The sequence below is a fragment of the Streptomyces sp. SID5785 genome, assembly GCF_009870065.1.
Taxonomy (GTDB): domain Bacteria; phylum Actinomycetota; class Actinomycetes; order Streptomycetales; family Streptomycetaceae; genus Streptomyces.
In genome coordinates this window covers 1-23,790 of the sequence record NZ_WWIA01000396.1, presented here as the reverse complement: position 1 = coordinate 23,790, position 23,790 = coordinate 1, and the positions used below count along the sequence as shown (strand labels likewise).

General features: G+C 73.1%; 24 protein-coding genes. 10 read left to right on the top strand and 14 right to left on the bottom strand.

From position 1 onward, the window contains the following. Nucleotides 1–317: rodlin (locus GTW43_RS13105; protein ID WP_161301836.1), on the bottom strand; the 317-nt coding region annotated here is incomplete at its 3' end. 227 nt (nucleotides 318–544) lie between these two features. Between GTW43_RS13105 and GTW43_RS13100 the strand changes: the two genes are divergently transcribed. Beyond that, on the top strand, nucleotides 545–955 hold the full coding sequence (locus GTW43_RS13100) for a rodlin (RefSeq protein ID WP_161301835.1): 411 nt from the start codon (nucleotides 545–547) through the stop codon (nucleotides 953–955). Nucleotides 956–1,019: 64 nt separating this feature from the next. Here GTW43_RS13100 and GTW43_RS37500 read toward each other — a convergent pair whose 3' ends face one another. Further along, complete coding sequence (locus GTW43_RS37500) at nucleotides 1,020–1,220, bottom strand: hypothetical protein (RefSeq protein ID WP_202501387.1); 201 nt, start codon at nucleotides 1,218–1,220, stop codon at nucleotides 1,020–1,022. Nucleotides 1,221–1,406: 186 nt separating this feature from the next. Between GTW43_RS37500 and GTW43_RS13095 the strand changes: the two genes are divergently transcribed. Together GTW43_RS13095 and GTW43_RS13090 are read left to right on the top strand one after the other, a co-directional pair. After that, a complete protein-coding gene (locus tag GTW43_RS13095; protein ID WP_161301834.1) occupies nucleotides 1,407–2,492 on the top strand; it encodes an LCP family protein in 1,086 nt (361 codons plus the stop codon). A gap of 121 nt (nucleotides 2,493–2,613) precedes the next feature. Beyond that, entirely contained in the window at nucleotides 2,614–3,021 is a 408-nt protein-coding gene (locus GTW43_RS13090) for a rodlin (protein ID WP_161301833.1), read from the top strand. Between the two features lie 95 nt (nucleotides 3,022–3,116). Here the strand turns inward: GTW43_RS13090 and GTW43_RS13085 are convergent, their stop codons facing one another. The 4 genes from GTW43_RS13085 to GTW43_RS13070 are packed head-to-tail and all read right to left on the bottom strand — an operon-like array spanning nucleotide 3,117 to nucleotide 5,890. Next, on the bottom strand, nucleotides 3,117–3,395 hold the full coding sequence (locus tag GTW43_RS13085) for a hypothetical protein (RefSeq protein ID WP_161301832.1): 279 nt from the start codon (nucleotides 3,393–3,395) through the stop codon (nucleotides 3,117–3,119). Nucleotides 3,396–3,435: 40 nt separating this feature from the next. Continuing rightward, nucleotides 3,436–4,212 (bottom strand): ABC transporter permease, encoded by a 777-nt coding sequence (locus GTW43_RS13080; RefSeq protein WP_161301831.1) that lies wholly within the window; start codon nucleotides 4,210–4,212, stop codon nucleotides 3,436–3,438. Nucleotide 4,213: 1 nt separating this feature from the next. Next, the gene (locus GTW43_RS13075) at nucleotides 4,214–5,191 is read right to left on the bottom strand and encodes an ATP-binding cassette domain-containing protein (RefSeq protein WP_161301830.1); all 978 of its coding nucleotides are present in this window, start codon (nucleotides 5,189–5,191) and stop codon (nucleotides 4,214–4,216) included. Nucleotides 5,192–5,221: 30 nt separating this feature from the next. Next, entirely contained in the window at nucleotides 5,222–5,890 is a 669-nt protein-coding gene (locus GTW43_RS13070) for a DUF4097 family beta strand repeat-containing protein (protein ID WP_161301829.1), read from the bottom strand. Between the two features lie 264 nt (nucleotides 5,891–6,154). Here GTW43_RS13070 and GTW43_RS13065 point away from each other — a divergent pair, with 264 nt between their 5' ends. Further along, a complete protein-coding gene (locus tag GTW43_RS13065) occupies nucleotides 6,155–6,883 on the top strand; it encodes a helix-turn-helix domain-containing protein (RefSeq protein WP_161301828.1) in 729 nt (242 codons plus the stop codon). A 250-nt stretch (nucleotides 6,884–7,133) separates the two neighbouring features. Here GTW43_RS13065 and GTW43_RS13060 read toward each other — a convergent pair whose 3' ends face one another. Beyond that, nucleotides 7,134–8,246: a citrate synthase 2 gene (locus GTW43_RS13060; RefSeq protein WP_161301827.1), complete on the bottom strand. Its 1,113-nt coding sequence runs from the start codon at nucleotides 8,244–8,246 to the stop codon at nucleotides 7,134–7,136. A gap of 245 nt (nucleotides 8,247–8,491) precedes the next feature. On the opposite strand from GTW43_RS13060, the gene pdxH reads away from it, so the two are divergent. Then, entirely contained in the window at nucleotides 8,492–9,127 is a 636-nt protein-coding gene (gene pdxH, locus GTW43_RS13055) for a pyridoxamine 5'-phosphate oxidase (RefSeq protein ID WP_161301839.1), read from the top strand. Between the two features lie 19 nt (nucleotides 9,128–9,146). On the opposite strand, the gene GTW43_RS13050 is transcribed toward pdxH, so the two are convergent. Together GTW43_RS13050 and GTW43_RS13045 are read right to left on the bottom strand one after the other, a co-directional pair. Beyond that, complete coding sequence (locus GTW43_RS13050; RefSeq protein ID WP_161301826.1) at nucleotides 9,147–10,010, bottom strand: alpha/beta hydrolase; 864 nt, start codon at nucleotides 10,008–10,010, stop codon at nucleotides 9,147–9,149. A gap of 464 nt (nucleotides 10,011–10,474) precedes the next feature. After that, entirely contained in the window at nucleotides 10,475–11,167 is a 693-nt protein-coding gene (locus GTW43_RS13045; RefSeq protein WP_161301825.1) for a metal-dependent transcriptional regulator, read from the bottom strand. A 293-nt stretch (nucleotides 11,168–11,460) separates the two neighbouring features. Between GTW43_RS13045 and GTW43_RS13040 the strand changes: the two genes are divergently transcribed. Next, on the top strand, nucleotides 11,461–12,225 hold the full coding sequence (locus GTW43_RS13040) for an SIS domain-containing protein (protein ID WP_161301824.1): 765 nt from the start codon (nucleotides 11,461–11,463) through the stop codon (nucleotides 12,223–12,225). Between the two features lie 37 nt (nucleotides 12,226–12,262). Here GTW43_RS13040 and GTW43_RS13035 read toward each other — a convergent pair whose 3' ends face one another. From GTW43_RS13035 to GTW43_RS13020, 4 genes are all read right to left on the bottom strand, one after another. Next, nucleotides 12,263–13,639, bottom strand: coding sequence for a PAS domain-containing protein (locus GTW43_RS13035; RefSeq protein WP_161301823.1), 1,377 nt, complete (start codon nucleotides 13,637–13,639; stop codon nucleotides 12,263–12,265). Nucleotides 13,640–14,061: 422 nt separating this feature from the next. Next, nucleotides 14,062–15,639, bottom strand: a complete 1,578-nt coding sequence (locus GTW43_RS13030) for a transporter (protein WP_343245989.1) — start codon at nucleotides 15,637–15,639, stop codon at nucleotides 14,062–14,064. Further along, complete coding sequence (locus tag GTW43_RS13025) at nucleotides 15,636–16,424, bottom strand: ABC transporter ATP-binding protein (protein ID WP_161301822.1); 789 nt, start codon at nucleotides 16,422–16,424, stop codon at nucleotides 15,636–15,638. Before GTW43_RS13025 ends, GTW43_RS13030 begins: the two co-directional genes overlap by 4 nt. Nucleotides 16,425–16,521: 97 nt before the next feature. Next, nucleotides 16,522–17,208 carry a bifunctional DNA primase/polymerase gene (locus GTW43_RS13020; RefSeq protein ID WP_343245988.1) on the bottom strand — a complete coding sequence of 229 codons (687 nt, stop codon included), beginning with the start codon at nucleotides 17,206–17,208 and terminating at the stop codon, nucleotides 16,522–16,524. Nucleotides 17,209–17,527: 319 nt separating this feature from the next. On the opposite strand from GTW43_RS13020, the gene GTW43_RS13015 reads away from it, so the two are divergent. Further along, entirely contained in the window at nucleotides 17,528–18,916 is a 1,389-nt protein-coding gene (locus GTW43_RS13015) for a transcriptional regulator (RefSeq protein ID WP_161301821.1), read from the top strand. A 166-nt stretch (nucleotides 18,917–19,082) separates the two neighbouring features. After that, a complete protein-coding gene (locus GTW43_RS13010; RefSeq protein WP_161301820.1) occupies nucleotides 19,083–20,723 on the top strand; it encodes a hypothetical protein in 1,641 nt (546 codons plus the stop codon). Nucleotides 20,724–20,784: 61 nt separating this feature from the next. Here GTW43_RS13010 and GTW43_RS13005 read toward each other — a convergent pair whose 3' ends face one another. After that, nucleotides 20,785–22,068 carry an ABC transporter substrate-binding protein gene (locus GTW43_RS13005; RefSeq protein ID WP_161301819.1) on the bottom strand — a complete coding sequence of 428 codons (1,284 nt, stop codon included), beginning with the start codon at nucleotides 22,066–22,068 and terminating at the stop codon, nucleotides 20,785–20,787. Nucleotides 22,069–22,185: 117 nt separating this feature from the next. Between GTW43_RS13005 and GTW43_RS13000 the strand changes: the two genes are divergently transcribed. Both GTW43_RS13000 and purU read left to right on the top strand, forming a co-directional pair. After that, entirely contained in the window at nucleotides 22,186–22,686 is a 501-nt protein-coding gene (locus GTW43_RS13000; protein ID WP_161301818.1) for a hypothetical protein, read from the top strand. A gap of 79 nt (nucleotides 22,687–22,765) precedes the next feature. Then, entirely contained in the window at nucleotides 22,766–23,641 is an 876-nt protein-coding gene (gene purU, locus GTW43_RS12995; RefSeq protein ID WP_161301817.1) for a formyltetrahydrofolate deformylase, read from the top strand. The last annotated feature ends 149 nt before the right edge of the window (nucleotides 23,642–23,790 follow it).

Below are 23,790 nucleotides of genomic sequence, written 5' to 3'. Positions count from 1 at the left end.
GTGCACTGCTGGTTCTGCGGCGAGGACAGGACGTTGATGTCCTGGACCGCGACCGGCACGACACCGACGAGCGAGCCGACGTTGCCCTTGACCGGGAGGCCGACACAGGGCTTGTTGAGCGAGCCCTGGACCAGGCCGAGCTGCGGGCTCATGTCGCCTTCGGTCATCGAGTTGCCGAAGGCCTGCGAGGCGCCGTTGCCGCTCAGCGACGTGGTGCCGCCGTCGTCACCCAGCGCGAGGGCCTGCGTCGCACCCGCGGCGGACACGCCGACGACGGAGACGGCGACCGCGGCCGTGGCCATAACCTTCTTGAGCATTCTTCTGTTCCTTTTTTCGACAGGCACCGGTTGCTGCGAACGGGACAACTCTGTGGGGTGCCGACAAGTTCTGCCGGTTCACTCGAATGCCGGTATCCGTCGTACTGCGATCGCTGCCGCAAACCTGAGCGAAGGGCCCCGTCCGGGTGAACCACGACAACCGATCGCACGCAGCGGAGTTGATCCAGGTGCCTCCCAGCAAAGCGAATGAAGGGGAACCTTTCATCATGATGAAGAAGGCGGCCGCCGCTGCGGCCCTCACCGCGTCGGTCATCGGTATGTCGGCCGCGGCCGCCCCGTCGGCCCTGGCCATCGGCAACGACGGCGGTACCACGTCGCTGTCCGGCAACGACGCCACGCAGGCCTACGGCAACTCGGCCACGTACGGCAACATGAGCCCGCAGATGGCGCTCATCCAGGGCTCGCTGAACAAGCCCTGCATCGCGCTGCCCGCGAAGGCCAACGTCGGTTCCCTCGTCGGCGTCGTGCCGGTCTCGGTCCAGGACATCCCGGTCCTGTCCTCGCCGCAGAACCAGCAGTGCACCGAGAACTCCACCCAGGCCAAGGGCGACGAGCCGCTGTCGCACGTCCTGGACGACATCCCGGTCCTGTCCGGCAACGGTGCCGGCAACAACTGATCACGCGCCGATCAGGTCGGGCCGCCGGTTCTCCGGCGGCCCGACGTCGTTTCTCCCGCGGGGCTCAGGACCCGGAGTCCGGCCAGCAGTCGCGGCCGGCGATCCGGCGCCACTCCTCGTCGTAGCGGCTCGGCAGGGTCCTGCCGCGGGCGCGCCACTCCGCCATCAGCCGGGCGAAGACCGGCTCGTCGCCCGCCGTGTCCGACGGCGGACGGCTGGGCGGGATCAGCGCCCGGTGCCTCCAGCGTTCGTGCGATTCTGGCATGTCAGTGCCTCGTGCTCTCCGACGGCTGTTTCCGTCCCCGTCCCCTTACCTCCGGGGCGGCCTTTTCCAATCGCGAGGCAAGGCAAAAGGGTTGCCTTTTCTTCGTACGGCGTGACATTCACGTAAGGAAATACGAAGAGGCCTACCCTCGTCGCTCATTCCATTCCTTTCTCCGGTGGAGCGGCGATGAAGCAGCACGAGCGGAAAGCAAAACGGCGCGGCGGGCGCGTCACCCTGGCGTGCGGGGCGCTCGCCCTCGGCCTGCTGGCCTTCGGCGGGGCCGCGGCCGGGCCCGTGGCGGCGGCCCTGCCGAGCCGCGTAGACGTCTTCGGCGGCCTGACCGACCGGCCCGCCGCCGGTCCGGGCACGAACGTCCTGCTGATGGGCACCGACGGCCGCGACACCATCTCCCGCACCGAGAAGGAGACGTTCCACGCGGGCGGCGCGGCCTGCGGCTGCAGTGACGTGATGATGCTCGTCCACGTCTCGCGGGACCACGACCGGATCAGCGTCGTGAGTCTGCCCCGCGACTCGTACGCGGACATTCCCGGGTCCGGCGCCGACGCGGACACCACGCATCCCGCGAAACTCAACGCCGCCTACAAGGAAGGCGGTCCGGCGCTCGCCGTGCGGACCGTGGAATCCATGACCGGACTGCGGGTCGACCATTTCCTGCAGCTCGACTTCCGTCGGTTCATGGACTCCGTCGACGCGCTCGACGGAGTCGACGTGTGCACGTCCCGGCAGCTCACCGACTCGGCAACGCACCTCGACCTCGCCCCGGGCCGGCACCACCTGGCCGGCGGTCCCGCGCTCCAGTACGTGCGGTCGCGGCACGTCGACAACAGCGCCGACCTCGGCCGCATCCAGCGCCAGCACCGCTTCCTCGTCAACGCGCTGCGCAGCGACTCCCTGCGCGACGTGCTCGGCGACCCGCGGCGCGCCCTGGAGTTCGTCTCGACGGCGCTCGGCCCGCAGGCGCGGGTCGACCAGGGGTTCACCCCCGGCGACCTGCTGTCGCTCGCCCGCGATCTGCGTCAGGTGCCGCTGTCCCGTACGGAGTTCGGGACCGTGCCGATCGCCGGGTTCAACCACGTCGTGGAGGGCGTCGGGTCCACGCTGCGCTGGGACGGGCCGCGGGCCGCCGCGATGTTCGGCACGCTGCGCGAGGACCGGGCGCTGACGCCCGCGGACTCGGACACCCGGCCGCTCGACCCGCCGCAGATGACGGTCCAGACGATCGTCCACGGCGACACACTGGCCTGCGCATGACGGCCGGTCCGTTCGAACGGTGATAGGCCGAACGGGTTCCCGGGCGCAACCACCGCAGCGCCTGCCAGTTGTTCAGCCCGAGCCCCTCAATCGGGGTTCACTCGTTCTGAAGGGAAGCAACATGAAGAAGCTGTGGGCATCCGCCACGATCGCGGCGTCCGTCGCCGGCCTGGCAGCGGTGGCCGCCCCGCAGGCCATGGCGATCGGTGACGACGGCGGCACGACGTCGCTGAGCGGCAACGGCGCCGAGCAGGCCTTCGGCAACTCGATGACCGAGGGCGACATGAGCCCCCAGCTGGGTCTGGTCCAGGGCTCGCTGAACAAGCCCTGCATCGGTCTGCCGGCCAAGGCCAACGTGGGCTCGCTCGTCGGCCTGGTGCCGGTCGCCGTCCAGGACGTCAACGTCCTGTCCTCGCCGCAGAACCAGCAGTGCACCGAGAACTCCACCCAGGCCAAGGGCGACGAGCCGCTGTCGCACGTCCTGGACGACATCCCGGTCCTGTCGGGCAACGGCGTCGCGAACCACTGACGTTCCGCGTACGGACACACCTGAGGGGCAGCCGCTGTGGTGCGGCTGCCCCTCTGTCGTGCCGTGGAGCGTTTGCTGCTGTGCGAGTGGAACGGTCAGCCGACCGCGGGGACCGCGTTGGTGACCGGGGCCGCGAGGTCGGTGAGCTGGTGGAGCTGGTTCAGCTGGTTGAGCCCGCCCAGCTGCTGTCCCGCGGTGGGCAGCTCGCCCCGGTGCTCGGCCGGGATCCCCAGGGTGGAGACGTGGTCGAGGGTGGCGATGGGGGAGATGGGCTCGCCGCCGGTGATCGGGGCCGCCTGGGCCGCCGGGGCGGCCAGGGCCCCGGCTCCGACGGCGAGCAGGGCGGCGGTGAGAGCGCGTCGAGGTGTGATCATGCCCTTCTAACGTGCGGCCCGGGCCGGCGGACACGGTCCCTCACTCCGGGTCCGCCTGGAACTTGGCGGTGGCCCAGAAGTAGCCGAGGACCGTGAGGCCGACGCACCAGCCGACGGCGAGCCAGCCGTTGTGCCCGATCCCGGTGCCGAGGAGCAGTCCGCGCAGGGTCTCGATGGCCGGCGTGAACGGCTGGTACTCGGCGATCGGCCGGAACCAGCCCGGCATCGAGTGGAGCGGCACGAACGCGCTGGACAGCAGCGGCAGCAGGATCAGCGGCATCGCGTTGTTGCTGGCCGCTTCCGCGTTCGGGCTGATGAGGCCCATGCCGACCGCGATCCAGGTGAGCGCGAGGGCGAACAGGGCGATCAGGCCGAAGGCGGCGAGCCATTCCAGGACGTTCGCGTCGGTGGAGCGGAAGCCGATGGCCGCGCCGACCGCGCCGACGAGGACCACGCTGGCCACCGACTGCAGGACGCTGCCGATGACGTGCCCGACGAGGACGGAGGGACGGTGGATGGCCATGGTGCGGAAGCGGGCGATGATGCCCTCGGTCATGTCGTTGGAGACGGAGACCGCGGTGCCGATCGTGGTCGAGCCGATCGTCATGAGCAGGATGCCCGGCACGATGTAGGAGATGTAGGCGTCGCGGCCGGCGCCGCCGCTCATGGTGTCGCCGAAGATGTAGACGAACAGCAGGAGCAGCATGACCGGCGTCAGCAGCAGGTTCAGGGTGAGCGACGGGTAGCGCCGGGCGTGCAGGAGGTTGCGGCGCAGCATCGTCGAGGAGTCACGCACGGCGAGGGACAGCGAGCTCATGTCAGGCCTCCTGGGTCTGGGTCTGCGGCGTGGTCGGGGCGGGGATGCCGGCGCTGCCGCCGGTGAGGGCGAAGAAGACGTCGTCGAGGTCGGGGGTGTGCACGGTCAGTTCGTCGGCCTCGACGCCGGCCGTGTCGAGCCGGTCGAGGATGCCGCGCAGGGCGCGCTGGCTGCCGTCGCTGGGGATCTGCAGGGACAGGGACTCGTCGTCGGCCGCCGCGCCGTTCAGCGCGGAGACGGCGGTGCGGTACGTGCCCGGGTCGGTGAAGCGGAGCCGGACGTGCCCGCCGGGGACGATGCGCTTGAGCTCGGCCGCGGTGCCCTCGGCGGCGATCTTCCCGTCGTGCAGGACCGCGATGCGGTCGGCGAGTTCGTCGGCCTCCTCGAGGTACTGGGTGGTGAGCAGGACGGTGACGCCGCCGTCGACGAGTTCGCGGATGATGCCCCACATGGTGTGCCGGGAGCGCGGGTCGAGGCCGGTGGTGGGCTCGTCCAGGAAGATGATGCGGGGGTCGCCGACCAGCGTCATGGCGATGTCGAGGCGGCGCTTCATGCCGCCGGAGTAGGTGGACGCGGGCTTCTTCGCCGCGTCCGTGAGGTCGAAGCGCTCCAGGAGTTCGCCGGTGACGCGGCGCCCCTCGCTGCGCGAGAGGTGCTGCAGGTCGGCCATGAGGAGCATGTTCTCCTCGCCGGTGATCAGGCCGTCGACCGCGGAGAACTGTCCGGTGACGCCGATCGCGGCGCGCACCGACTGCGGTGCGCCGGCGAGGTCGTGGCCGCCGATGCGGATCGGGCCGCTGCCCGGTCCTGCGGAGACGAGGGTGGAGAGGATCTTGACGACGGTGGTCTTGCCGGCGCCGTTGGGGCCGAGCAGGGAGAAGATCGTTCCTTCCTCGACGGCCAGGTCGACGCCGTCGAGCACGGTCTTCTCCCCGTAGGCCTTGCGCAGTCCGGTCGCCGAGATGGCCAGGCTGGTCATGTCAGTTCGCTCCTTCGTGGGTGACGGGGGTCAGTTGCTGCGGGCGGTGATGTCGCCGTACGCGGTGGTGGCGCGGACGGTGACGGCGGGGGTGCCGCCGCTGTACGTCAGGGAGTTGGCGACGCGGCCGTAGGAGGTGCCGGCGTCGAGCGTGGCGTCGGTGCCCGGCGCGGTGGCGACGGTGATGTCGCCCTTCGCGGTCTCCAGGTCCAGGTCGCCGCGGGCGGCGTCGGTGACGGTGATGTCGCCCATCCGGGTCCGCACCCGGGCCGGGCCGGTGAGCCGGCCGAGGGTGATGTCGCCGGCGGCGACGGTGATGCGGGCGGCGCTGGTCTCGTCGAGCTTGACGGCGGCGCGGGCCGCCTCGAGGGCGACGTCGCCCAGCCGTCCGACCCCGCGCAGTTCGGCGTCGGCCGCCTCCACCGTGACCGGCGATCCTGCCGGGAGCTGGACGGTGACCTCGACGGAGCCGGAGGGTCCGAACGCCCGGTTCTTCGGGGCGGGGTCGGTGATGCGCAGGGTCCCGTCCGCGTAGCTGACCAGCATCTCCTCGGCGGCCCTGACGTCCCGCTTGTTCTTCGGGTCGGCCGGGCGGACGTCGACGGTGGCGTCGGTGCGGTCGGCGGCGATGAGCTGGATGCGGCCGGCGGGCACGGAGAGGGAGGCGGCGACGGGGGCGGTGGTCGCGAACTTCTGCATGGTGCTCACTCCTCTGTGGTGGCCCCGGTCGTCCGCCGCGGCCTCGCTGCGTTCTTTCTGACATCGAAAACGCTACGTTGCATTCACGGGGTTGGCAACGCACTTGTTGCGTCAAAACCCGGTAACCGCAGGTTGATGTGGGGAATTCATTGCAATGGTTCTGACAGGAATGCAACGTGCGTGCAGCGTTGCGTTGCAATGGAATGACGGTGAACGCTAAGGTGGCCCGGCGGACACCACCGGGACCGAGAAGCGGGAGGCGCGATGCCGGGCGGCAGGCTCACCCAGCAGGAACGACAGCAGATCGCACAGGGGCTGGGCGACGGCCTCGCCTACGCGGAGATCGCCCGCCGTCTGGAGCGGCCGACCTCGACCGTCACCCGCGAGGTCATGCGCAACGGCGGCCCCACCGGCTACCGCGCCGACCTCGCCCAGCGCGCCACCGGCCACCGCGCCGCCCGCCGCAGGCCCGCCGGGTCAGCCGGAGCGGCGGCCGGCCAGGGCCCCGGCGACGAGGCCGTGCGCGCCTACGAGGAGACGCTGACCACCGTCTTCATGGCCTCGGGCACGCCCCGCATGATGGCCCGGGTGATGTCCGCCCTGCTCACCAGCGAGTCCGGCAGCCTGACCGCGGGCGAGCTCGTGCAGCGCCTCCAGGTCAGCCCGGCGTCCATCTCCAAGGCCGTCGCGTTCCTGGAGTCGCAGGACCTCGTGCGCCGCGACCGCGACGAGCGGCGCCGCGACCGGTACTCGATCGACGACGACGTCTGGTACCAGTCGATGATGGCCAGCGCCCGGTCCACCGCCGAGATCGCCGTGACGGCCCGTCAGGGCACCGGCATCCTCGGCGCCGACAGCCAGGCCGGCGCCCGCCTCGAGAACATCGCGCGCTTCCTCGACTACGTGTCCGAGAGCCTGGTGCGCGCCTCCGACCAGGCCCGCGACATCCTCTCCGCCCAGCGGAGCGCGACCCCGCCGCAGCCCGGCGCCTGAACCGCCCCCGCGCAGCCGAACGGCCCGCCCCCGGAACACTCCGGGGACGGGCCGTCGTCACGTGGCCGCGCGGCAAGGGGTGAACCCGCGCCGGGCGGTCGCACTCGCCCGGTCGGTCCCTGCCGCGCACGCTCAACGTAGGGCCTGCGCCCCGAGCGGGCCGGACATCCGCCGGTGTGGCGCGCGCCCGGGCCCCTGACTGGAGTACCCGGCCCGCGCGGACCGCCGGCGGCGCCGGGCGCCGGGGCCGTCAGTGGGCGATGCCGGCGTGTCCCGCGACGTCCTGCGGCGGGCGGCTGCCCGGGCCCACGTAGCGGGCCGAGGGGCGCACCAGGCGGCCCGTGCGCTTCTGCTCCAGGATGTGCGCGCTCCATCCGGCGGTGCGGGCACACGTGAACATCGACGTGAACATGGGCGCGGGCACCTCGGCGAAGTCCAGCACGATCGCCGCCCAGAACTCCACGTTCGTCGCCAGCACCCGGTCGGGCCGGCGCGCGTGCAGTTCCGCCAGCGCGGCCTTCTCCAGCGCCTCGGCCACCTCGAAGCGCGGGGCGCCCAGCTCGCGGGCCGTGCGCCGCAGCACCCGGGCGCGCGGGTCCTCGGCCCGGTAGACCCGGTGCCCGAAGCCCATCAGCCGCTCGCCCCGGTCCAGCGCCCGGCGCACGAACGCCTCGGCGTCGCCGGTCCGCTCGATCTCCTCGATCATGCCGAGGACGCGCGAGGGGGCGCCGCCGTGCAGCGGGCCGGACATCGCGCCGACCGCACCCGACAGGGCGGCGGCCACGTCGGCGCCGGTGGAGGCGATGACCCGGGCGGTGAACGTCGAGGCGTTCATGCCGTGTTCGGCGGCCGAGGTCCAGTACGCGTCGACGGCCGCGACGTGCTTGGGGTCGGGCTCCCCGCGCCAGCGGATCATGAACCGCTCGACGACCGACTCGGCCTTGTCGATCTCGCTCTGCGGCACCATCGGCCGCGCCTGGCCGCGGGCCGACTGGGCCACGTACGACAGGGCCATGACGGCGGCGCGCGCGAGGTCGTCGCGGGCGCGCCGCTCGTCGATGTCGAGCAGCGGCTTCAGGCCCCACACGGGCGCGAGCATCGCGAGCGCGGACTGCACGTCGACGCGGACGTCACCGGAGTGGACGGGGATCGGGAACGGCTCCGCGGGCGGCAGCCCCGGGTCGAAGGCCCCGTCGACCAGCAGCCCCCACACGTTCCCGAACGAGACGTGGCCGACCAGGTCCTCGATGTCGACGCCCCGGTAGCGCAGGGCGCCGCCCTCCTTGTCCGGTTCGGCGATCTCGGTCTCGAACGCGACGACGCCTTCGAGACCGGGTGTGAAGCCAGGGTCGAAGTCGGACATCGGGCGGCTCCTTCGGATGCGACGGAAGAGGGTCCAGCGGCATGGCGTGCCTGGTGCCGTGATGCCCGGTACGGGAGGCGGTCACCCCGTCCCGTCCGGTCACTGGACCATAACCCTCGGTGCCACACTTGGCGAGAGTTCGCGGCACTCAGTGCCACGTCTCACTCCGGGTCCGAACGGGCCGCCCGGTGCGGGAGGATGACGCCGTGAGCGCGCATGACGACCTCGACCCGGACATCGCCGCGATGCGGGAGCAGTACCGCCCCCGGGACGGCGGCCTGCTGGAGTCCGACCTGGCCCCGGACCCGATGCGGCAGTTCGGGCGGTGGTTCGCACAGGCGGCGCGGCCCGGCTCGCCGCTCGCCGAGCCCAACGCCATGGTCGTCGCCACCGCCGACCCGTCCGGCCGGCCCGCGTCGCGCACCGTGCTCCTGAAGTCCTTCGACGCCGCCGGCTTCGTCTTCTACACCAACTACGGCTCCCGCAAGGCACAGGACATCGCGGCCAACCCGCAGGTCGCGCTGCTCTTCCCCTGGCACCCGATGAGCCGTCAGGTGCACGTCTCGGGCACCGCGGTGCGCACCTCGCGCGAGGAGACCGCGGCCTACTTCCGCTCGCGGCCGCACGGGTCGCAGCTCGGGGCGTGGGCCAGCGCGCAGTCGTCCGTGATCGCGTCCCGGGAGGAGCTCGACGCGCAGTACGCGGAGCTGCTGCGGCGTCATCCGCCCGGCTCCGAGGTGCCCGTGCCGCCGCACTGGGGCGGGTTCCGGGTGGCGCCCGAGTCCGTCGAGTTCTGGCAGGGCCGGGAGAACCGCCTGCACGACCGCCTCCGGTACGTCCGGACCCCAAAGGCCTGGCGCATCGAACGCCTCAGCCCCTGACCCTTCGGGAAGAGGCCCGCTACCGTCCGGCCAGGACCCCGTCCAGGAACGGCTCGACCACCTCACGCCACCCGACCGGCTGGTCGTAGTGGACGAGATGCCCCGCGTCGGCCACCTCCGCGTACACCCCCCGCGGCAGCACCCGCACCATCTCCTGGGCCTCCGCCCGCCCCAGCTCCCCGTCGAGCCCCCGCACCACCAGGGCCGGGCACTGCACCGCCGCCAGCTCCTCCCAGTGCGCGTCCCGTACCCACGTCGAGCGGGCCGCCAGCATGTGCCGGCGCGAGAAGACCGGCCGCCAGCCGTCCTCCCGCTCGGTCATCACCTCGGCGTAGAACTCCCCGCGGGCCGGGTTGGGCCGCTCCACCCACGGGTCGTCCTCGCCGAACCACTTCCGTACGTCGCCGAGCGTCGCGAACGGCAGCGGCCAGGACCCGAACCAGTCCTCCCACTCCCGCTGGGACGCGGCTCCCAGGGCCGAGGCCCGCATGTCGCAGATGACGAGGCCGCTGACCAGGTCGGGGCGGCGCGCGGCCAGCTGCCACGCGGTCAGCGCGCCCATCGAGTGCCCGACGACCACCGCGGGGCCGAGTCCGAGGCTCTCCAGCGCGGCCTCCGCGTCGAGCACGTAGGCCTCGCGGTCGAAGGGGCCCTGGTCGGGCTTGTCGCTCCGGCCGTGCCCGCGCTGGTCGAGAGCGACGGCGCGGCGCCGCTCGGCGAGCCAGCGTGCCGTGCCCGCCCAATGGGACGCCCGGCCCATCAGGCCGTGCAGTAACAGCACGCCCGGAGCCTGGCCGGCCTCGCCCGTCTTGGGCGGGTCGGCGAACTCCCAGGCGGCCAGCCGGACGCCGCCCGCTCCGGTCACGTCGATGCGTCGTGCCATAGGCCCTGGCACCCCCTTGTGGTCGCGCCTGCAGTCGCTGGTCCGCGCAAGCTATCGAACTTGCATTCGAAAGCGTGCTGCCTTGCGATAACACCCCTCGTTTGAGTGACGGCGCTCAAGGAATGACCGGCGCCGCCGAGGGGATCTCTTCAGCGGGAGGCGGACCGCTCGGGGAAAACGGTCCGAGGGGGACGACCCTGGGAGCTCGGGGCTCCGGGTCGGAACAGGGGAGGACAGGCCCCGGCGCCGCAAGGCGCCGGGGCCCTCTGTCGACAGCACGCCGCACGGCCGCTCCATGCTGGCCCCCCTCCGGTCTCAGGCCCCGGTGTCCGGGCCCCGGTCCTCAGGCTCACGCGACAGCGTGGCACGCAAAACGCCCGACCGCTGCGATTCCGCACACTGAATCCGGCTTTCTGCGCGCCGGAGCCCGCCACGGGACCCCGAGAGCGCCCCGTGCGCCGCGCTCAGCGCTTCGCCACGAACACGTGCGACGCGGTCTCCGCCTCCAGCTCGGCGGCCTCACCGCTGCTGCCCACCAGGACGCCGCCCGGCGACTGCGTCACGCTGACCACCGAACCGGGCTGCACGCCCGCCCGCCGCAGCGTGTACATCAGCTGGGCGTCCGTCTGGATCGGCTCACCGATCCGGCGCACGACCACCGTCTTGCCGTCCGCACCCGGCTCCAGATCCGCGAGCGAGACCATGCCCTCGTCCAGGAACGGGTCCGCCCCGTCCTTCTCGCCCAGCTCCTCCAGGCCCGGGATCGGGTTCCCGTACGGCGACTCCGTCGGGTGCCGCAGCAGCTCGAGGACGCGGCGCTCCACGGCCTCGCTCATCACGTGCTCCCACCGGCAGGCCTCCGCGTGCACCTGCTCCCACTCCAGGCCGATCACGTCGACCAGCAGACACTCGGCGAGGCGGTGCTTGCGCATCACGCGCGTCGCCAGCCGGCGGCCCTCGTCGGTCAGCTCCAGGTGCCGGTCGGCGGCCACGGCGACCAGACCGTCCCGCTCCATGCGCGCCACGGTCTGGCTCACCGTGGGACCGCTCTGGTCGAGCCGCTCGGCGATCCGGGCGCGCATGGGGACCACACCTTCCTCCTCCAGCTCGAGGATGGTGCGGAGGTACATCTCCGTGGTGTCGATCAGTCCGGACATACGTGCCCCTCGTGTAGCTCTCTAGCTCCGCGGCCGCTCTGTCGGCGTCCCGCCGAGCGCGTGCGCTGGCCCTGCCGTCAATTCTGACGCATACCGCTGACAACCGTGCCGCGCCGGGGAAACAGCGCCCAGGACCGGGCCGGGACCGTACCCGATCCCGGCCCTCGGGGCCCGCCCGCCCCTCCCGTGCCGTATTGACACAGCACTGGTCCAGACCGCACGGTGATCCGCGACAGACGCCATCCGCGACGGCGCGGAGGGACGACGCGTCAGGGACCCGAGGGGTTACGCCGATGAGCGAGAGCAAGCTGGCCGCGCAGTACCTCGACACGGCGATCGGCCTGCTGCAGCGGATCCGCGACGAGGAAGCCGGCCCGGTCGCCGCCGCCGGCACCCTGCTCGCCGACACCGTCGTCGCGGGCGGCCGCCTCTTCGCCTTCGGCGCCGGACACTCCTCGCTCGCCGCGCAGGACGTCGTCTACCGCGCCGGCAGCCTCGCCCTGATGAACCTGCTGGCCGTCCCCGGGGCCGTCGGCGTCGACGTCATGCCCGCCACCCTCGGCTCCGCCCTCGAGCGGGTCGACGGACTGGCCGCCGCCGTCCTCGACTCCAGCCCCGCCCGGGCCGGCGACGCCCTCGTGATCATCTCCCTCTCCGGGCGCAACGCGCTGCCCGTCGAGATGGCGATGAACGCCCGCGCCCTCGGCCTCCGGGTCATCGGCGTCACCTCGCTCGCCTACGCCACCGGGCCCGACGCCCCCGCGTCCCGGCACGCCTCGGGCACCTACCTGCGCGACCACTGCGACGTCGTCCTCGACTCCAAGATCGCCGTCGGGGACGCCGAGCTCACCCACGACGGCGTCGCCGCGCCGTTCGCCTCCGCCTCCACGGTCACCACCAGCGCCCTCATGCAGTCCATGCTCGCCACGTGCGCCGAGTCCCTCGCCGACCGCGGCATCCAGCCCCCGCTCCTGCGCTCGGGCAACGTGGACGGCGGCCACGACTGGAACGCCAAGGTCTTCGACCAGTACAAGGACCGCATCTTCTACCAGCACTGACCAGCGCCTACCGGCACCGACCGGCGCCGATCAGCGCTCACCGGCACTGACCGGCGCTGGTGAGCGCCAGATCCACGGCCGCCGCGATCCGCACCGCCACGCTCTCCGCGTACACCGCGTCCCCGCGCTCGAACCGGGACCGGCCCGACCCGCGCAGAAACGTCACGACACCGAGCGTCCGGCCCCGGCTGCGCAGCACCGCGCACAACGCGAACACCGCCCCCTCCGGCCACTGCCGCGACTCCGCCCACTGCGCCCCCGCCCCCTCCGGCGCCTGCGCCCGCACCGAACCGGCCCGCTCCGCGCACTGCAACGCCGGATGCCCCGCCGCGTACCGCACCGGCAGCGCCCCGCGCGTCACCAGCAGACTCGGCCCCGGCGCCCCGGACGGCGTCCCCGCCGCCCGCACCAGCCGCACCGGCTCCTCCCCGTCCGGCCCCGCCACCAGATCGAGGACCGCGTGATCGGCGAACCCGGCCAGCGCGAAGTCCAGATGCGTCGACGCCGCCTCGCCCGGGTCCTCGCACTCCGCCGCGGCCCGCGCCGCCCGGTGCAGCTGCTGGGCGCGGAACCGCAGCGTCGCCGCCTCCTGCTCCGTGCGCCGCGCCTCGGTCACGTCCTCGAACAGCCACGCCACCCCGAGCGGCACCGGCTCCTCCGCCAGCGGCGACGACAGCCGCACGAACCCGCTGCGCCAGCACCGCCGCTCCGGCTCGCCCTCCGCCGACCGCACCGTCACCCACACCTCGGCCGGGGCCGGCGGCGCCCCCTCGGCCAGCACGTGCGCCAGCGCGCTCTCCAGCTCCTCCACGCCCTGCGCCACCAGGTCACCGAGGGGCCGCCCGAGCACCGCCGTGCGCCCCGACCCCAGCGCCTTCGCCGCGTGCGCGTTCACCAGCGCCGGCCGCAGATCGGCGTCGACCAGCACGACACCCCACGCCGCGTCCTCGAACAGGGCCTCGCTCAGCGCGATCGACCGCTCCAGATCGATCTGCGCGTGCACCTCGCTGAACGCGCAGTACACCCCCGCAGGCTCCCCGTCGGCCCCGCGCACCGCGGCCGACTGCGTCCGTACGAGCACCCGCCGGCCGTCCTTCGTCACCAGCGCGAACTCGTGCACCTGCCGCCCCGGGGCCCGCATCGCGGACAGCAGGCGTGCGCGCACCTCCTCCGCGTCGGCGCTGCGCACCGCCCACCCCGCGAACCCGGCCCGCCCCACGGCCTCCGCGGCGGACCAGCCGAGTATCCGCTCGGCCTCGCGGTTCCAGTGCGTGACGACGCCCTCGGAGTCGAACGCGCACAGCGCGGCGTCCATCCCGTCCAGCAACGCGGCCAGAAGATCGGCCCCGTCCCGCGCGGGCTCGTCCTCGGGCCCGAGCGCGTCGGTGGCCCCACTACGCCGTGATGCACTCACCTGGCACCCCCTGCAGGCTGTGTCGGCGCTGCGTGTCGCATGCAGACCTCGTACTGCTCCAGATCATTCAACTCGAACGTGACCGGTCCCACAGGGGGTTCGCTCAACTCGGTCGACTTCGCGGTGCGGGAAATTCGGTTGATGGTGTGCAGAGCGGTCCTTAAGGTGGGGCGTACACGAGAAGGGAGGTGGTTCGGCAGATGTATGAATACCGGACGCGTGAGGTGACTGCGGGCTAGCGGCCCGTCGTCGCAACTCGAATTCGGCGCCGGACCAGCGCGTGTGCACGCGCGCAGCCGGCCCTATTCCCAAGCAGTCGCCCGACCCGCGAGCCGCCGGTACGTCCGGCCGGCTTCCGACCGTCTCGTACGGGAGGAACCACGGCTCGCGGGTCGTCTGCGTGTGCGGGCCCTGTCCGCGGCTCAGCCCTTGCTCACCGCCGTGAGGATCTCCGGCAGCCGGGCCGCCGTGCGCGGCGCCGCGAGGCGCAGGCCGAGCAGGGTGACGACGGCGCCGTAGGCCGCGCCGACCGGGAGCAGCAGCCAGGTCAGGCCGGGGTGGCCGGTCGCGTGCAGCGCGATGGTGAGGGCCAGGACCGGGGCGCACAGGACGGCCGCCGCCACCATGCCGCCGAAGATGGAGATCCAGGCGAGTCCGGCCTGGCCGGGGGCGACGTTCTTGTAGCCCTCCTGCGGGATCGAGTAGGGGAACCGGGCCGAGGTCCACGCGCCGGTGGCCAGCATCGCGCCGAGCAGGGCGAAGGAGAGGCCGAGCACCTCGGGCAGGTCCCGCCAGGCGCCGAGCAGCGCGGTCGTCAGGGCGGTGACGAGGGTCGCGTACGGCAGGGTGATCACGAGCAGGGCGAGGGCGCGGGCGCGCAGTTCGGCGTACGCGTCGCGCGGTGAGGCGATGGTGAGGGCGACCGTCCAGAAGGCGGAGGTGTCCTGGCCGAACTGGTTGTACATCTGGATGCCGAGCATGCCCGAGGCGAAGCAGGCGAAGTAGGCGGATCCGGTGCCCTGGACGGCGTTGAGGACCGGGACGATGAGGCCGATGGCCAGGGACGTGATCCAGGCGGCCTTGGTCTTGGGGTCGCGCCACACGTAGCGCAGGCTGCGTTCCATGACGGTGCCGGTGCGGCCGGCGGGCAGCAGCCGGGGTCCGCTGCCGGTGCGGCGGCCGCGCCGGGTGGGTTCGGCGGCCTGGAGCGTGGAGCCGTCCGGGCTGGTCATGAGGCGGGTCAGGGCGCGCCGCCACACGGTGACGAGAGCGGCGAGCGCCGCGGCGGTCAGGGCGAGCTGCGCGGCGGCGGTGCCGTACGCGCCGCGTCCTGCGGCCTCCACGGATCCGATCGCGGACGCGGGGGGTACCCAGCGCAGGACGTCGGCGGTGGGGTCGAGGGCGCCGAGGCCGCCGGCGCGGCCGAGCCGCTGGGCGCCGAAGTTGACGAGCTGGGCGCCGATCGCGATGACGAGGCCGCTGAGGACGGCGAGGTCGCGGCCCTTGCGGCTGGTGAGCAGGCGGGTGTTGGCGGCGGCCACGGCGCGGGCGAGGGCGACGCAGACGAGGACGGCGAGCGGGACGGCGGCCAGGGCGACGAGCGCGGACGCGGCGCCGTGTCCGACGGCGTAGGCCGAACCGGCGGTGAGGCAGAGCGTGAAGAGGGGGCCGATCCCGACGAGGGAGGCGACGAGCAGGCCCCGTACGAGCGGGTCGGGGCGCAGCGGCAGCATCACGAGCCGGGTGGGGTCGAGGGTCTCGTCGCCGCTGGGGAAGAAGAGCGGGAAGACGGCCCAGCCGAGCGCGAGCAGGGCGGTGAGGACGACGGTGACGGTGGTGGCGTGCCGGTTGCCGTGCAGAAGGACCAGGCCGAGCAGGACGAGGGCGGCGAACAGGAGGGACACGAGCGCCGAGACCACGTAGGCGGCGCGGCGTCCGGCGGACTGGCGCAGCCCGTTGCGCAGGAGGGCCCATTTGAGGGCGACGAGGGTCCCGGTCACCGGGTGCCGCCTCCGCCGAGCCAGTCGAGCGAGCCGTCCGGCCGGTCCCCGGTGGCGCCGACGAGTTTCAGGAAGGCCTCCTGGAGGGATCCGGCGTCGCCGACGACGTCGGGCAGGGGGCCCTGGGCGCGGATCTGTCCGGCGGCGAGCACGGCGACCCAGTCGCAGAGGGACTCGACGAGTTCCATGACGTGGGAGGAGAAGACGACGGTGGCGCCGGAGCGGGTGAAGCGTTCGAGGACGCCGCGGATGGTCTGCGCCGAGACGGGGTCGACGCCCTCGAACGGCTCGTCCAGGAAGAGGACTTCGGGGTTGTGGAGGAGGGCCGCGGCCAGGCCGATCTTCTTGCGCATGCCGGTCGAGTAGTCGACGACGAGCTTGTGCTGGGAGCCGGTGAGGTCGAGGACGTCGAGGAGCTGGGCGGCCCGACGGTCGACCTCGGCGCCGGGCAGTCCGCGCAGTCGGCCGGTGTAGGCGAGGAGTTCGCGCCCGGAGAGGCGCTCGAACAGGCGCAGTCCCTCGGGCAGGACGCCGATACGGGCCTTGACCTCGGCGGGGTCGGCCCAGACGTCGTGCCCGGCGACGTGCACGGTGCCGCGGTCGGGCCGCAGGAGGCCGGTGACCATGGAGAGGGTGGTGGTCTTGCCCGCGCCGTTGGGCCCGACGAGGCCGATGAACCGGCCTGCGGGCAGGGCGAGTTCGATACCGGCGACCGCCGTCTGCTGTCCGAACGATTTCCAGAGGTCGTGTACGCGTACGGCCGCGTCCACGGCTGTGTCGGTCACCGGTGCCCGCCCTTCTTCGGCGTCGTCGTCGTGCGTCTGGGCACGATACGTCGGCCGGACGCCTCGGCGGCGGGGCACACGGCGGCGCCGGACCGGGTTACGCGCGGCGGCCCTCGCGCCCGCAGGAGTAGGCGAGCGGGGAGACGAGCTCCTCGGCGTCGGGCAGCCAGCGGTTCGCGGCGGTGGGGTGGCAGGCCCACTGGACGGCCCCGCGGCTGCCGAAGCGGGTCGGCGGCGCGGCGACGTACTGGCCCTCGCCGAGGGTGACGAGGTCGAGCGAGGCGGGCGGCCAGCCGAGCCTGCGGACGAGGTCGGGGACCTTGGCCCCGGCGCCGGGCAGGACGAAGAACTGCATGCGGCGGTCGGGGGTGCAGGTGACGGGGCCGAGGGTGATCTCCATGCGCTCCATGCGGGCGAGCGCGAGGAACCCGGCGGTCTCCGGGACGTCGATCGCGTCGAAGGTGCGGCCGGTGGGAAGAAGGACCGAGGCGGTGGGCTGCTTCGCCCACAGGCGGCGCGCGCCGGTCGCGCTGCCGGTGGCCTGGGTCGCCCAGTCCGGCCGTGCGGGGTGGGCGCCGGGTGCGGGGCAGGCGGCGTCGCCGCACGAGCAGCGCTGCACCCCGTCCCCGGACTCCAGCCAGGTGCCGGGGAACACGTCCCAGTGGCGCTCTTCCGCGTAGCGCACGGCGGCGTCCGGGATCGTGTCGCCGCGCTGCTGCGGGATCTGCCCGGTGGCGGTGACGGGTGAGGTGACGTCCGAGGTGCCGGTGATGGTCTCTTCCACGACGTTCTCAACTCCCGCCGTCAGCTGGGGTTACGGGGGCACGTACGGGTGGGTCAGGAGCATCGTTCCCGCATGTGGGGCGCATCGGTGCACGGCCGGGGGCGCGCGGGCGGGGCGGCCGCGTCCCGCGGGTAGCGATGAGGGGAACGGCGGCGGGGCGGCGAGGGCGGGAACGCGGCCGGACGCAGCTTTTGACCGGGAACACCCGGAGATGCACCCGATTGTGGCGCATCTTCCTTTTCGTGCAGGGCAGTCATTCCACGTCCGGTTGTGATCCGCGCAGCCGGCCACCGGGACGGGCACAGCAGGGGGTTACGTCATGGCCGCACGGCCTCTCGTCGCGCGACAGCCCAACGAACGGCTGCAGGCGCTCATCCAGGAGGCGGGCTGTTCGAACGCGGGCCTGGCCCGCCGGGTCAACATGTGCGGGTCCGAGCACGGCCTCGACCTGCGCTACGACAAGACGTCCGTGGCCCGCTGGCTGCGCGGCCAGCAGCCGCGCGGCCGGGCGCCGGGCATCATCGCGGAGGCGCTGGGCCGCAAGCTGGGCCGCACGGTCACGATCGACGAGATCGGCATGGCCAACGGGAAGAACCTGGCCTCCGGCGTGGGGCTGCAGTTCTCCCCGACCGTGCTCGGCGCCATCGAGCAGGTGTGTGAGCTGTGGCGCAGCGACGTGGGGCGCAGGGACTTCCTGTCCGGTTCGGCCGTGGCCGCGTCGGCGCTCGTGGAGCCCAGCAGGGACTGGCTGATCTCCGTACCGGACTCGCAGGTGGCGCGGACGGCGGGGCCCCGGGTCGGGGCCTCGGACGTGGCGGCGGTGCGGGCGATGACGCAGGCGCTGAAGGACCTGGACCACCAGTACGGCTCGGGGCACGTGCGGCCGGTGGTGGTGCACTACCTGAACAGTGTGGTGAGCGGGCTGCTCGCGGGCTCGTACCGGGAGGCGGTGGGGCGCGAACTGTTCGCGGCCGTCGCCCGGTTGACCGAGCTCGCCGGGTACATGGCCGTGGACACCGGTCAGCCGGGGCTCGCCCAGCGGTACTACATCCAGTCCCTGCGGCTCGCCCAGGCGTCCGGTGACCGCGGCTACGGCGGGTACGTGCTCGCCGCGTCGATGAGTCATCTGGCCGCCCAGCTCGGCAATCCGCGGGAGATCGCCCAGCTCGCCCGCGCGGCTCAGGAGGGGGCGCGCGGGCGCGTCACCCCGCGCGCGGAGGCGATGTTCCACGCCGCCGAGGCGCGCGGTCACGCACTGCTCGGGGACGCGCGGTCGGCGCAGTCCGTCATGGGCCGCGCGGTCGCCGCGATGGAGCAGGCCGAGGCGCACGCCGGGTCCGGGGACGACGCGGCCTGGATCGCGCACTTCGGGCCCGCCTATCTCGCCGACGAACTGGCGCACTGTCACCGGGACCTGGGCCAGGCGCGGGACGCGGAGCGGTGTGCGCGCGAGGCGTTGGACGGGCATCCGCAGTCGCGGGCCAGGCGGCGCGCGATCGGTCTGGTGCTCCTCGCGACGGCCCAGGTGCAGCAGCGCGAGGTGGAACAGGCCTGCCACACGGGACTTCGGGCCGCCGAACTGCTCGGCACGCTGCGCTCGAACCGGGGCGCGGACTATCTGGAGGACTTCAAGGAGCGGCTGGAGCCGTACCGAGAGGAGCCGGTGGTGCGGGAGTTCGGGGCGCGGGTGGAGCTGCAGGCGGCGTAGGTCACACCCAGGAAGGGAGGTGATTCTGCATCAGCGTCGCCGGGACGAGTTTTGTTACTCCCGTCACGGGGGAGGCTCCGGGGTTTTGAGCTGCGTAGCACGGGCGTGCGAGGACCCGGTAGCGTGAGCCGACGATTCCGAAGGTCCCCCATACGTAGGAGTCCCGGTGACGCAGCACAGCGGACAGAGCGGGCAGGGCGAAGGCCCGCACCCTCCGCAGGCCCGACAGGCGCACGAAGGTGTCGTGCTGCCCGCCGACGGCTCGGAGCCCCTGTTGCCGGGCACGTACGGTGACCAGGCCGGTCCCGCGGGCGCCACGCCCTGGGGCCAGCCCTGGGGACCCGAGTCGCAGCAGGCGCAGAACGCGGGCCCGATGCCCTCCTACGAGTGGGGCGGGCCGCAGCAGCAGCCGGGCCCGGCTCCGCTGCCGGACGGGCCGGGGGCGCTGCCGCCGCAGCAGCAGGGCCACCACATCCCGCAGCAGCCGGGGGCCGGGTCCTATCAGGTGCCCCAGCAGCCGCAGGCGTACCAGCTGGACCAGCCGCAGCACGCACAGCCGCTCCCGCAGGCCCCGCACGGGCAGCAGCCGCAGCCGCAGCCGCTCCCGCAGGCCCAGCACGGGCAGCACGGGCAGCAGCCGCAGGCGTACCCGCTGGACCAGCACCGGCAGGGACAGCCGCTCCCGCCGCACGCGCAGGGTGCGCCGCTGCCGCCCGCCGTCGCGGCCGGTGCCGGGTACGACGGCGACGCCACGCAGTACATCCCGCCGGTCGCCGCCCAGCAGCAGGGCGCCGCCCCGCTGCCGCCCGAGCAGCCCGCGGCCGACGCCACGCAGTTCCTGGGCCGCGCCGTGGGACAGCCGATGCCGGGCGCGCTGCCCGACGCGGTGCCCGGCGGCATGCCCGCGGGCACCGCGGACAGCGAGGCGACCCAGTACATACCCCCGGTCCCGGCCGAGTCGCAGGACCAGGGCTACGGCGTCCGTCCGGGCGCGCCCGGGGACCGCCGGCCGCCGGCCGAGTTCGACGCCCTCTTCCGGACCCAGCCCGAGGGCGCGGCCGCCTCCACGCAGCAGATGCCGCGGTTCGACCCGCACGCGCAGCAGAACCCGCCGCAGCAGCCCGGCGTCCCGCAGTACGAGGAGACGTACGAGCCGGAGCCGTCCCGGCGCAAGGCCCGCACCGGGTCCAAGGTGCCGCTGATCGCGGCGGTCGGCGTCGGTCTGCTCGTCGTCGGCATCGGCGCGGGCGCCCTGCTCGGCGGCGGCTCCGACGACGACACGAAGGCGGACAAGACGAAGACGGTCTCCGACTCCTCGTCCGCGCCGGCCGAGCCGTCGGCGAGCGCGGACCCGGCCCGTGAGCAGGCCGTGGCGCTCGACAAGCTGCTCGCCGACTCCAACAACAGCCGGGAGTCCGTCGTGCGCGCCGTCGCCAACATCGGTGCGTGCAAGGCGCTGCCGCAGTCCTCCAAGGACCTGCGCTCCGCGGCGACCCAGCGCAACGCCCTGGTGACGCGGCTGAACGGCCTGTCCGTCGACAAGCTCCCGCAGAACGCGGCGCTCAAGTCCGCGCTGACCAGCGCCTGGAAGGCGTCCGCGTCGGCCGACAGCCACTACGCGGCCTGGGGCGACCAGGCCGCCGGAAAGAACGTCTGCAAGAAGGGGCGCGCCAGGGCGACCTCGCAGCGGCACGCGGGCGACCGGGCCAGCGGCACGGCCTCGACGCAGAAGGCGCAGGCCTCGAAGCTGTGGAACGCGATCGCGGGCAAGTACGGGCTGACCCAGCGCTCGGCGATCCAGCTCTAGACGCTGCTCCCGGACCCGGCCCGCGCCGGGTCCCGCCGGATCCGCGCCGGGGCCGCGCCGTTCAGGAGGCCTTCGCGAGGGTCTCCGTCATGTCGACCGCCGTCTTCCGGGTCGCCACCAGACGGCCCCGCTCCACCCGCTGGAAGGTGACCCGCGCGTTGACCAGGCGCGGGAAGTCGCCCGCGTCGGACATGTGGTCGTAGCCCCAGCGCAGCGGCGGGGTCAGCCCGCCGGTGGTGACCTCCAGGCCGTCGTCGAGCGCGGAACTGACCCGGCGGGCCGTCACCTCGCCGTCGCCGAGCGAGGCGACGACCTGGCGCAGCACCTCGTAGGCGATCCACGTGGTCTGCACGCCCGCGTCCGCGGGGTCGATCCGGTTGTCGTCGAAGGCCGTCTCCGTGATGGCCTTCTTCATCCGGCCCCAGCGCGCGTCGTCCGCCGCCGGGTACCAGCCGGTCACGTAGGCGCCCTCGTACGGGCTGGCCGCGCCGCCGGTGCGGTTGATCGTGGACTGGTCGATGCTGCCGAGGACGGTCGCCGTGCGCACCGCCGGGTAGTCCTCGCGCAGCCTGCGGAACGAGTCGAAGAACGTGTTCGTCCGGTCGCCGAGGACGGCCGCGACACAGCCCGCGTCGGCGGTCCCGGCGGTGGTGGCGGTCCCGAGCGCCTCCTGGGCCTTGCCCGCGTAGTCGGTGGCGTCCTCGGCGGCGCGCAGGTCGGTGACACCGGCCCGGGAGCGGGCGGCGAGCCCCGCGTCGAGCAGCGGCACCAGCTCGTCGCCCGCGATCGTGTCGGGGCGGACGAGGACGGTGCGGGAGCAGTGGTCGGCGAGCTGCCGGCCGTTCCCGGCGAGCAGCGCGGCCTGGCCGCCGTTGACCGGGTAGGACAGCGGGCTGGTGAACTCGGAGTCGGTCGCCCCGTAGCCGCCTATGTACGGGATGCCGGCGGACTCCAGGGGGGACAGGAACGCGCGGCCGTGCTGGCTGTAGGAGCCGACGACGGCGACGGCGCCCTGGTCGGCGGCGGAGCGCGCGCACTTCGCGGCGCCCACGCTGTCGTTGTGGTCGTTGCAGGTCAGGACCCGGAGCGTGCGGCCGCCGATGCCCCCGTGGGCATTGATCCAGCGGGCGTAGGCCCGCGCCATGGCGGGCATGCCGGGCATGTTCGTCGCGTCGGTCTTCTCGGGCGCCCACGTCATCACCGTCACGGTCCGGTCCCCGGAGCCCCCCGTGGCTCCAGGGATCAGACCGCAACCGGCGATCAGGGCGCTGCCCGTGACGACTGCCGAGAGTGCGGAGAGTGCGGAGAAGGTGCGCTTGATGGAGGTGTGGCGCCGGCCGGTCATGGCTCTGCACGATTCCCGCGTATCCCTAACCACCCGGTGACCTGCGGTCAACGCCCGGTGACACGGAGGTGAATTACGGGGGCCGGGGGAGGGCCGGGGGGCCGGGACGTACGATCGATGACCGTGCAAAGCTCGGAGAAGTCTTCCCGCCGCGGCCGTCGCTCCACGAAAATGGGCGGCATGCCACTCAACGACATGCCGTGGTGGCGCTGGCGCAGCAATGTGCGCTCCGCGCTGCACATGCTCTCGGACCCCGGATTCCAGCGGAACGTCTGGCTCGCGGGGGTGGAGGGGTACGGGGACGTCACCGACGCCGTGTACCGCCTGGTCGAGGACACCTGGCTCGACAACTGGTCCGCCGAGAAGTACGTCGGGACGATCTTCCGGGACTCGCAGGAGGCCGCCCTCGTCGACTCCGCGGTGCTGCGCGTGCTGCGGATCATGCACCAGGTCGGCCCGGACGCGCCCGTCTCCGCCTACCTCGACCACCCGGCGTGGGACGAGGCCGTGCGCGCGGCCCGCGACGCGCACGTGCGGCTCGCCACGGGCGACGCCGAGGACCCGGACGCCGCGCCGCAGACCCTGGAAGTACTGCGGATCATGACGCGCGCGGCGTAGCGGGGCGCGGGACCCGGCACGCGGTCCGGTCCGCGGAACGGCGGCCCGGCGCGGGACGGCGTTGTGCGATTCTTGGCGCATGAACGCGCCCGCACCTGTTTCCGGCCCCGACCAGTACGTCCTCACCCTCTCCTGCCCGGACAAGCAGGGCATCGTGCACGCCGTGTCGAGCTATCTGTTCATGACCGGCTGCAACATCGAGGACAGCCAGCAGTTCGGTGACCACGACACGGGTCTGTTCTTCATGCGGGTGCACTTCAGCGCGGACACCCCGGTCACCGTGGACAAGCTGCGCGCGAGCTTCGCCGCGATCGGCGACTCGTTCCGGATGGACTGGCAGATCCACCGGGCCTCGGACCGGATGAAGGTCGTCCTGATGGTCAGCAAGTTCGGGCACTGCCTGAACGACCTGCTGTTCCGGGCGCGGATCGGGGCGCTGCCCGTCGACATCGCGGCGGTCGTCTCCAACCACACCGAGTTCGCCGAGCTCGTCGCCTCCTACGACGTGCCCTTCCGGCACATCCCCGTGACGAAGGACACCAAGGCCGAGGCCGAGGCGGAGCTGCTCGAGCTGGTGCGTGCGGAGGGCGTCGAGCTCGTCGTCCTCGCCCGCTACATGCAGGTGCTCTCCGACGACCTGTGCAAGCAGCTCTCCGGGCGGATCATCAACATCCACCACTCGTTCCTGCCGAGCTTCAAGGGCGCCAAGCCGTACCACCAGGCGCACGCGCGGGGCGTCAAGCTCATCGGGGCGACCGCGCACTACGTGACCGCCGACCTCGACGAGGGGCCGATCATCGAGCAGGAGGTCGAGCGGGTCGGGCACGACGTGACGCCGGATCAGCTGGTCGCGATCGGGCGGGACGTCGAGTGCCAGGCGCTGGCGCGGGCCGTCAAGTGGCATGCGGAGCGGCGCATTCTCCTGAACGGACGGCGCACCGTGGTCTTCGCGTAGGTCTCGTCGCCGGGTGCGGGCCCGGTGGGGGCTGGTCGCGCAGTTCCCCGCGCCCCTGAAGGCGGACGGCTGCGCCGCCCAGCCTTCATCGGGGAAATGCGGCGCGTAGCGCCTGCATTTCAGGGGCGCGGGGAACTGCGCGAGAAGCC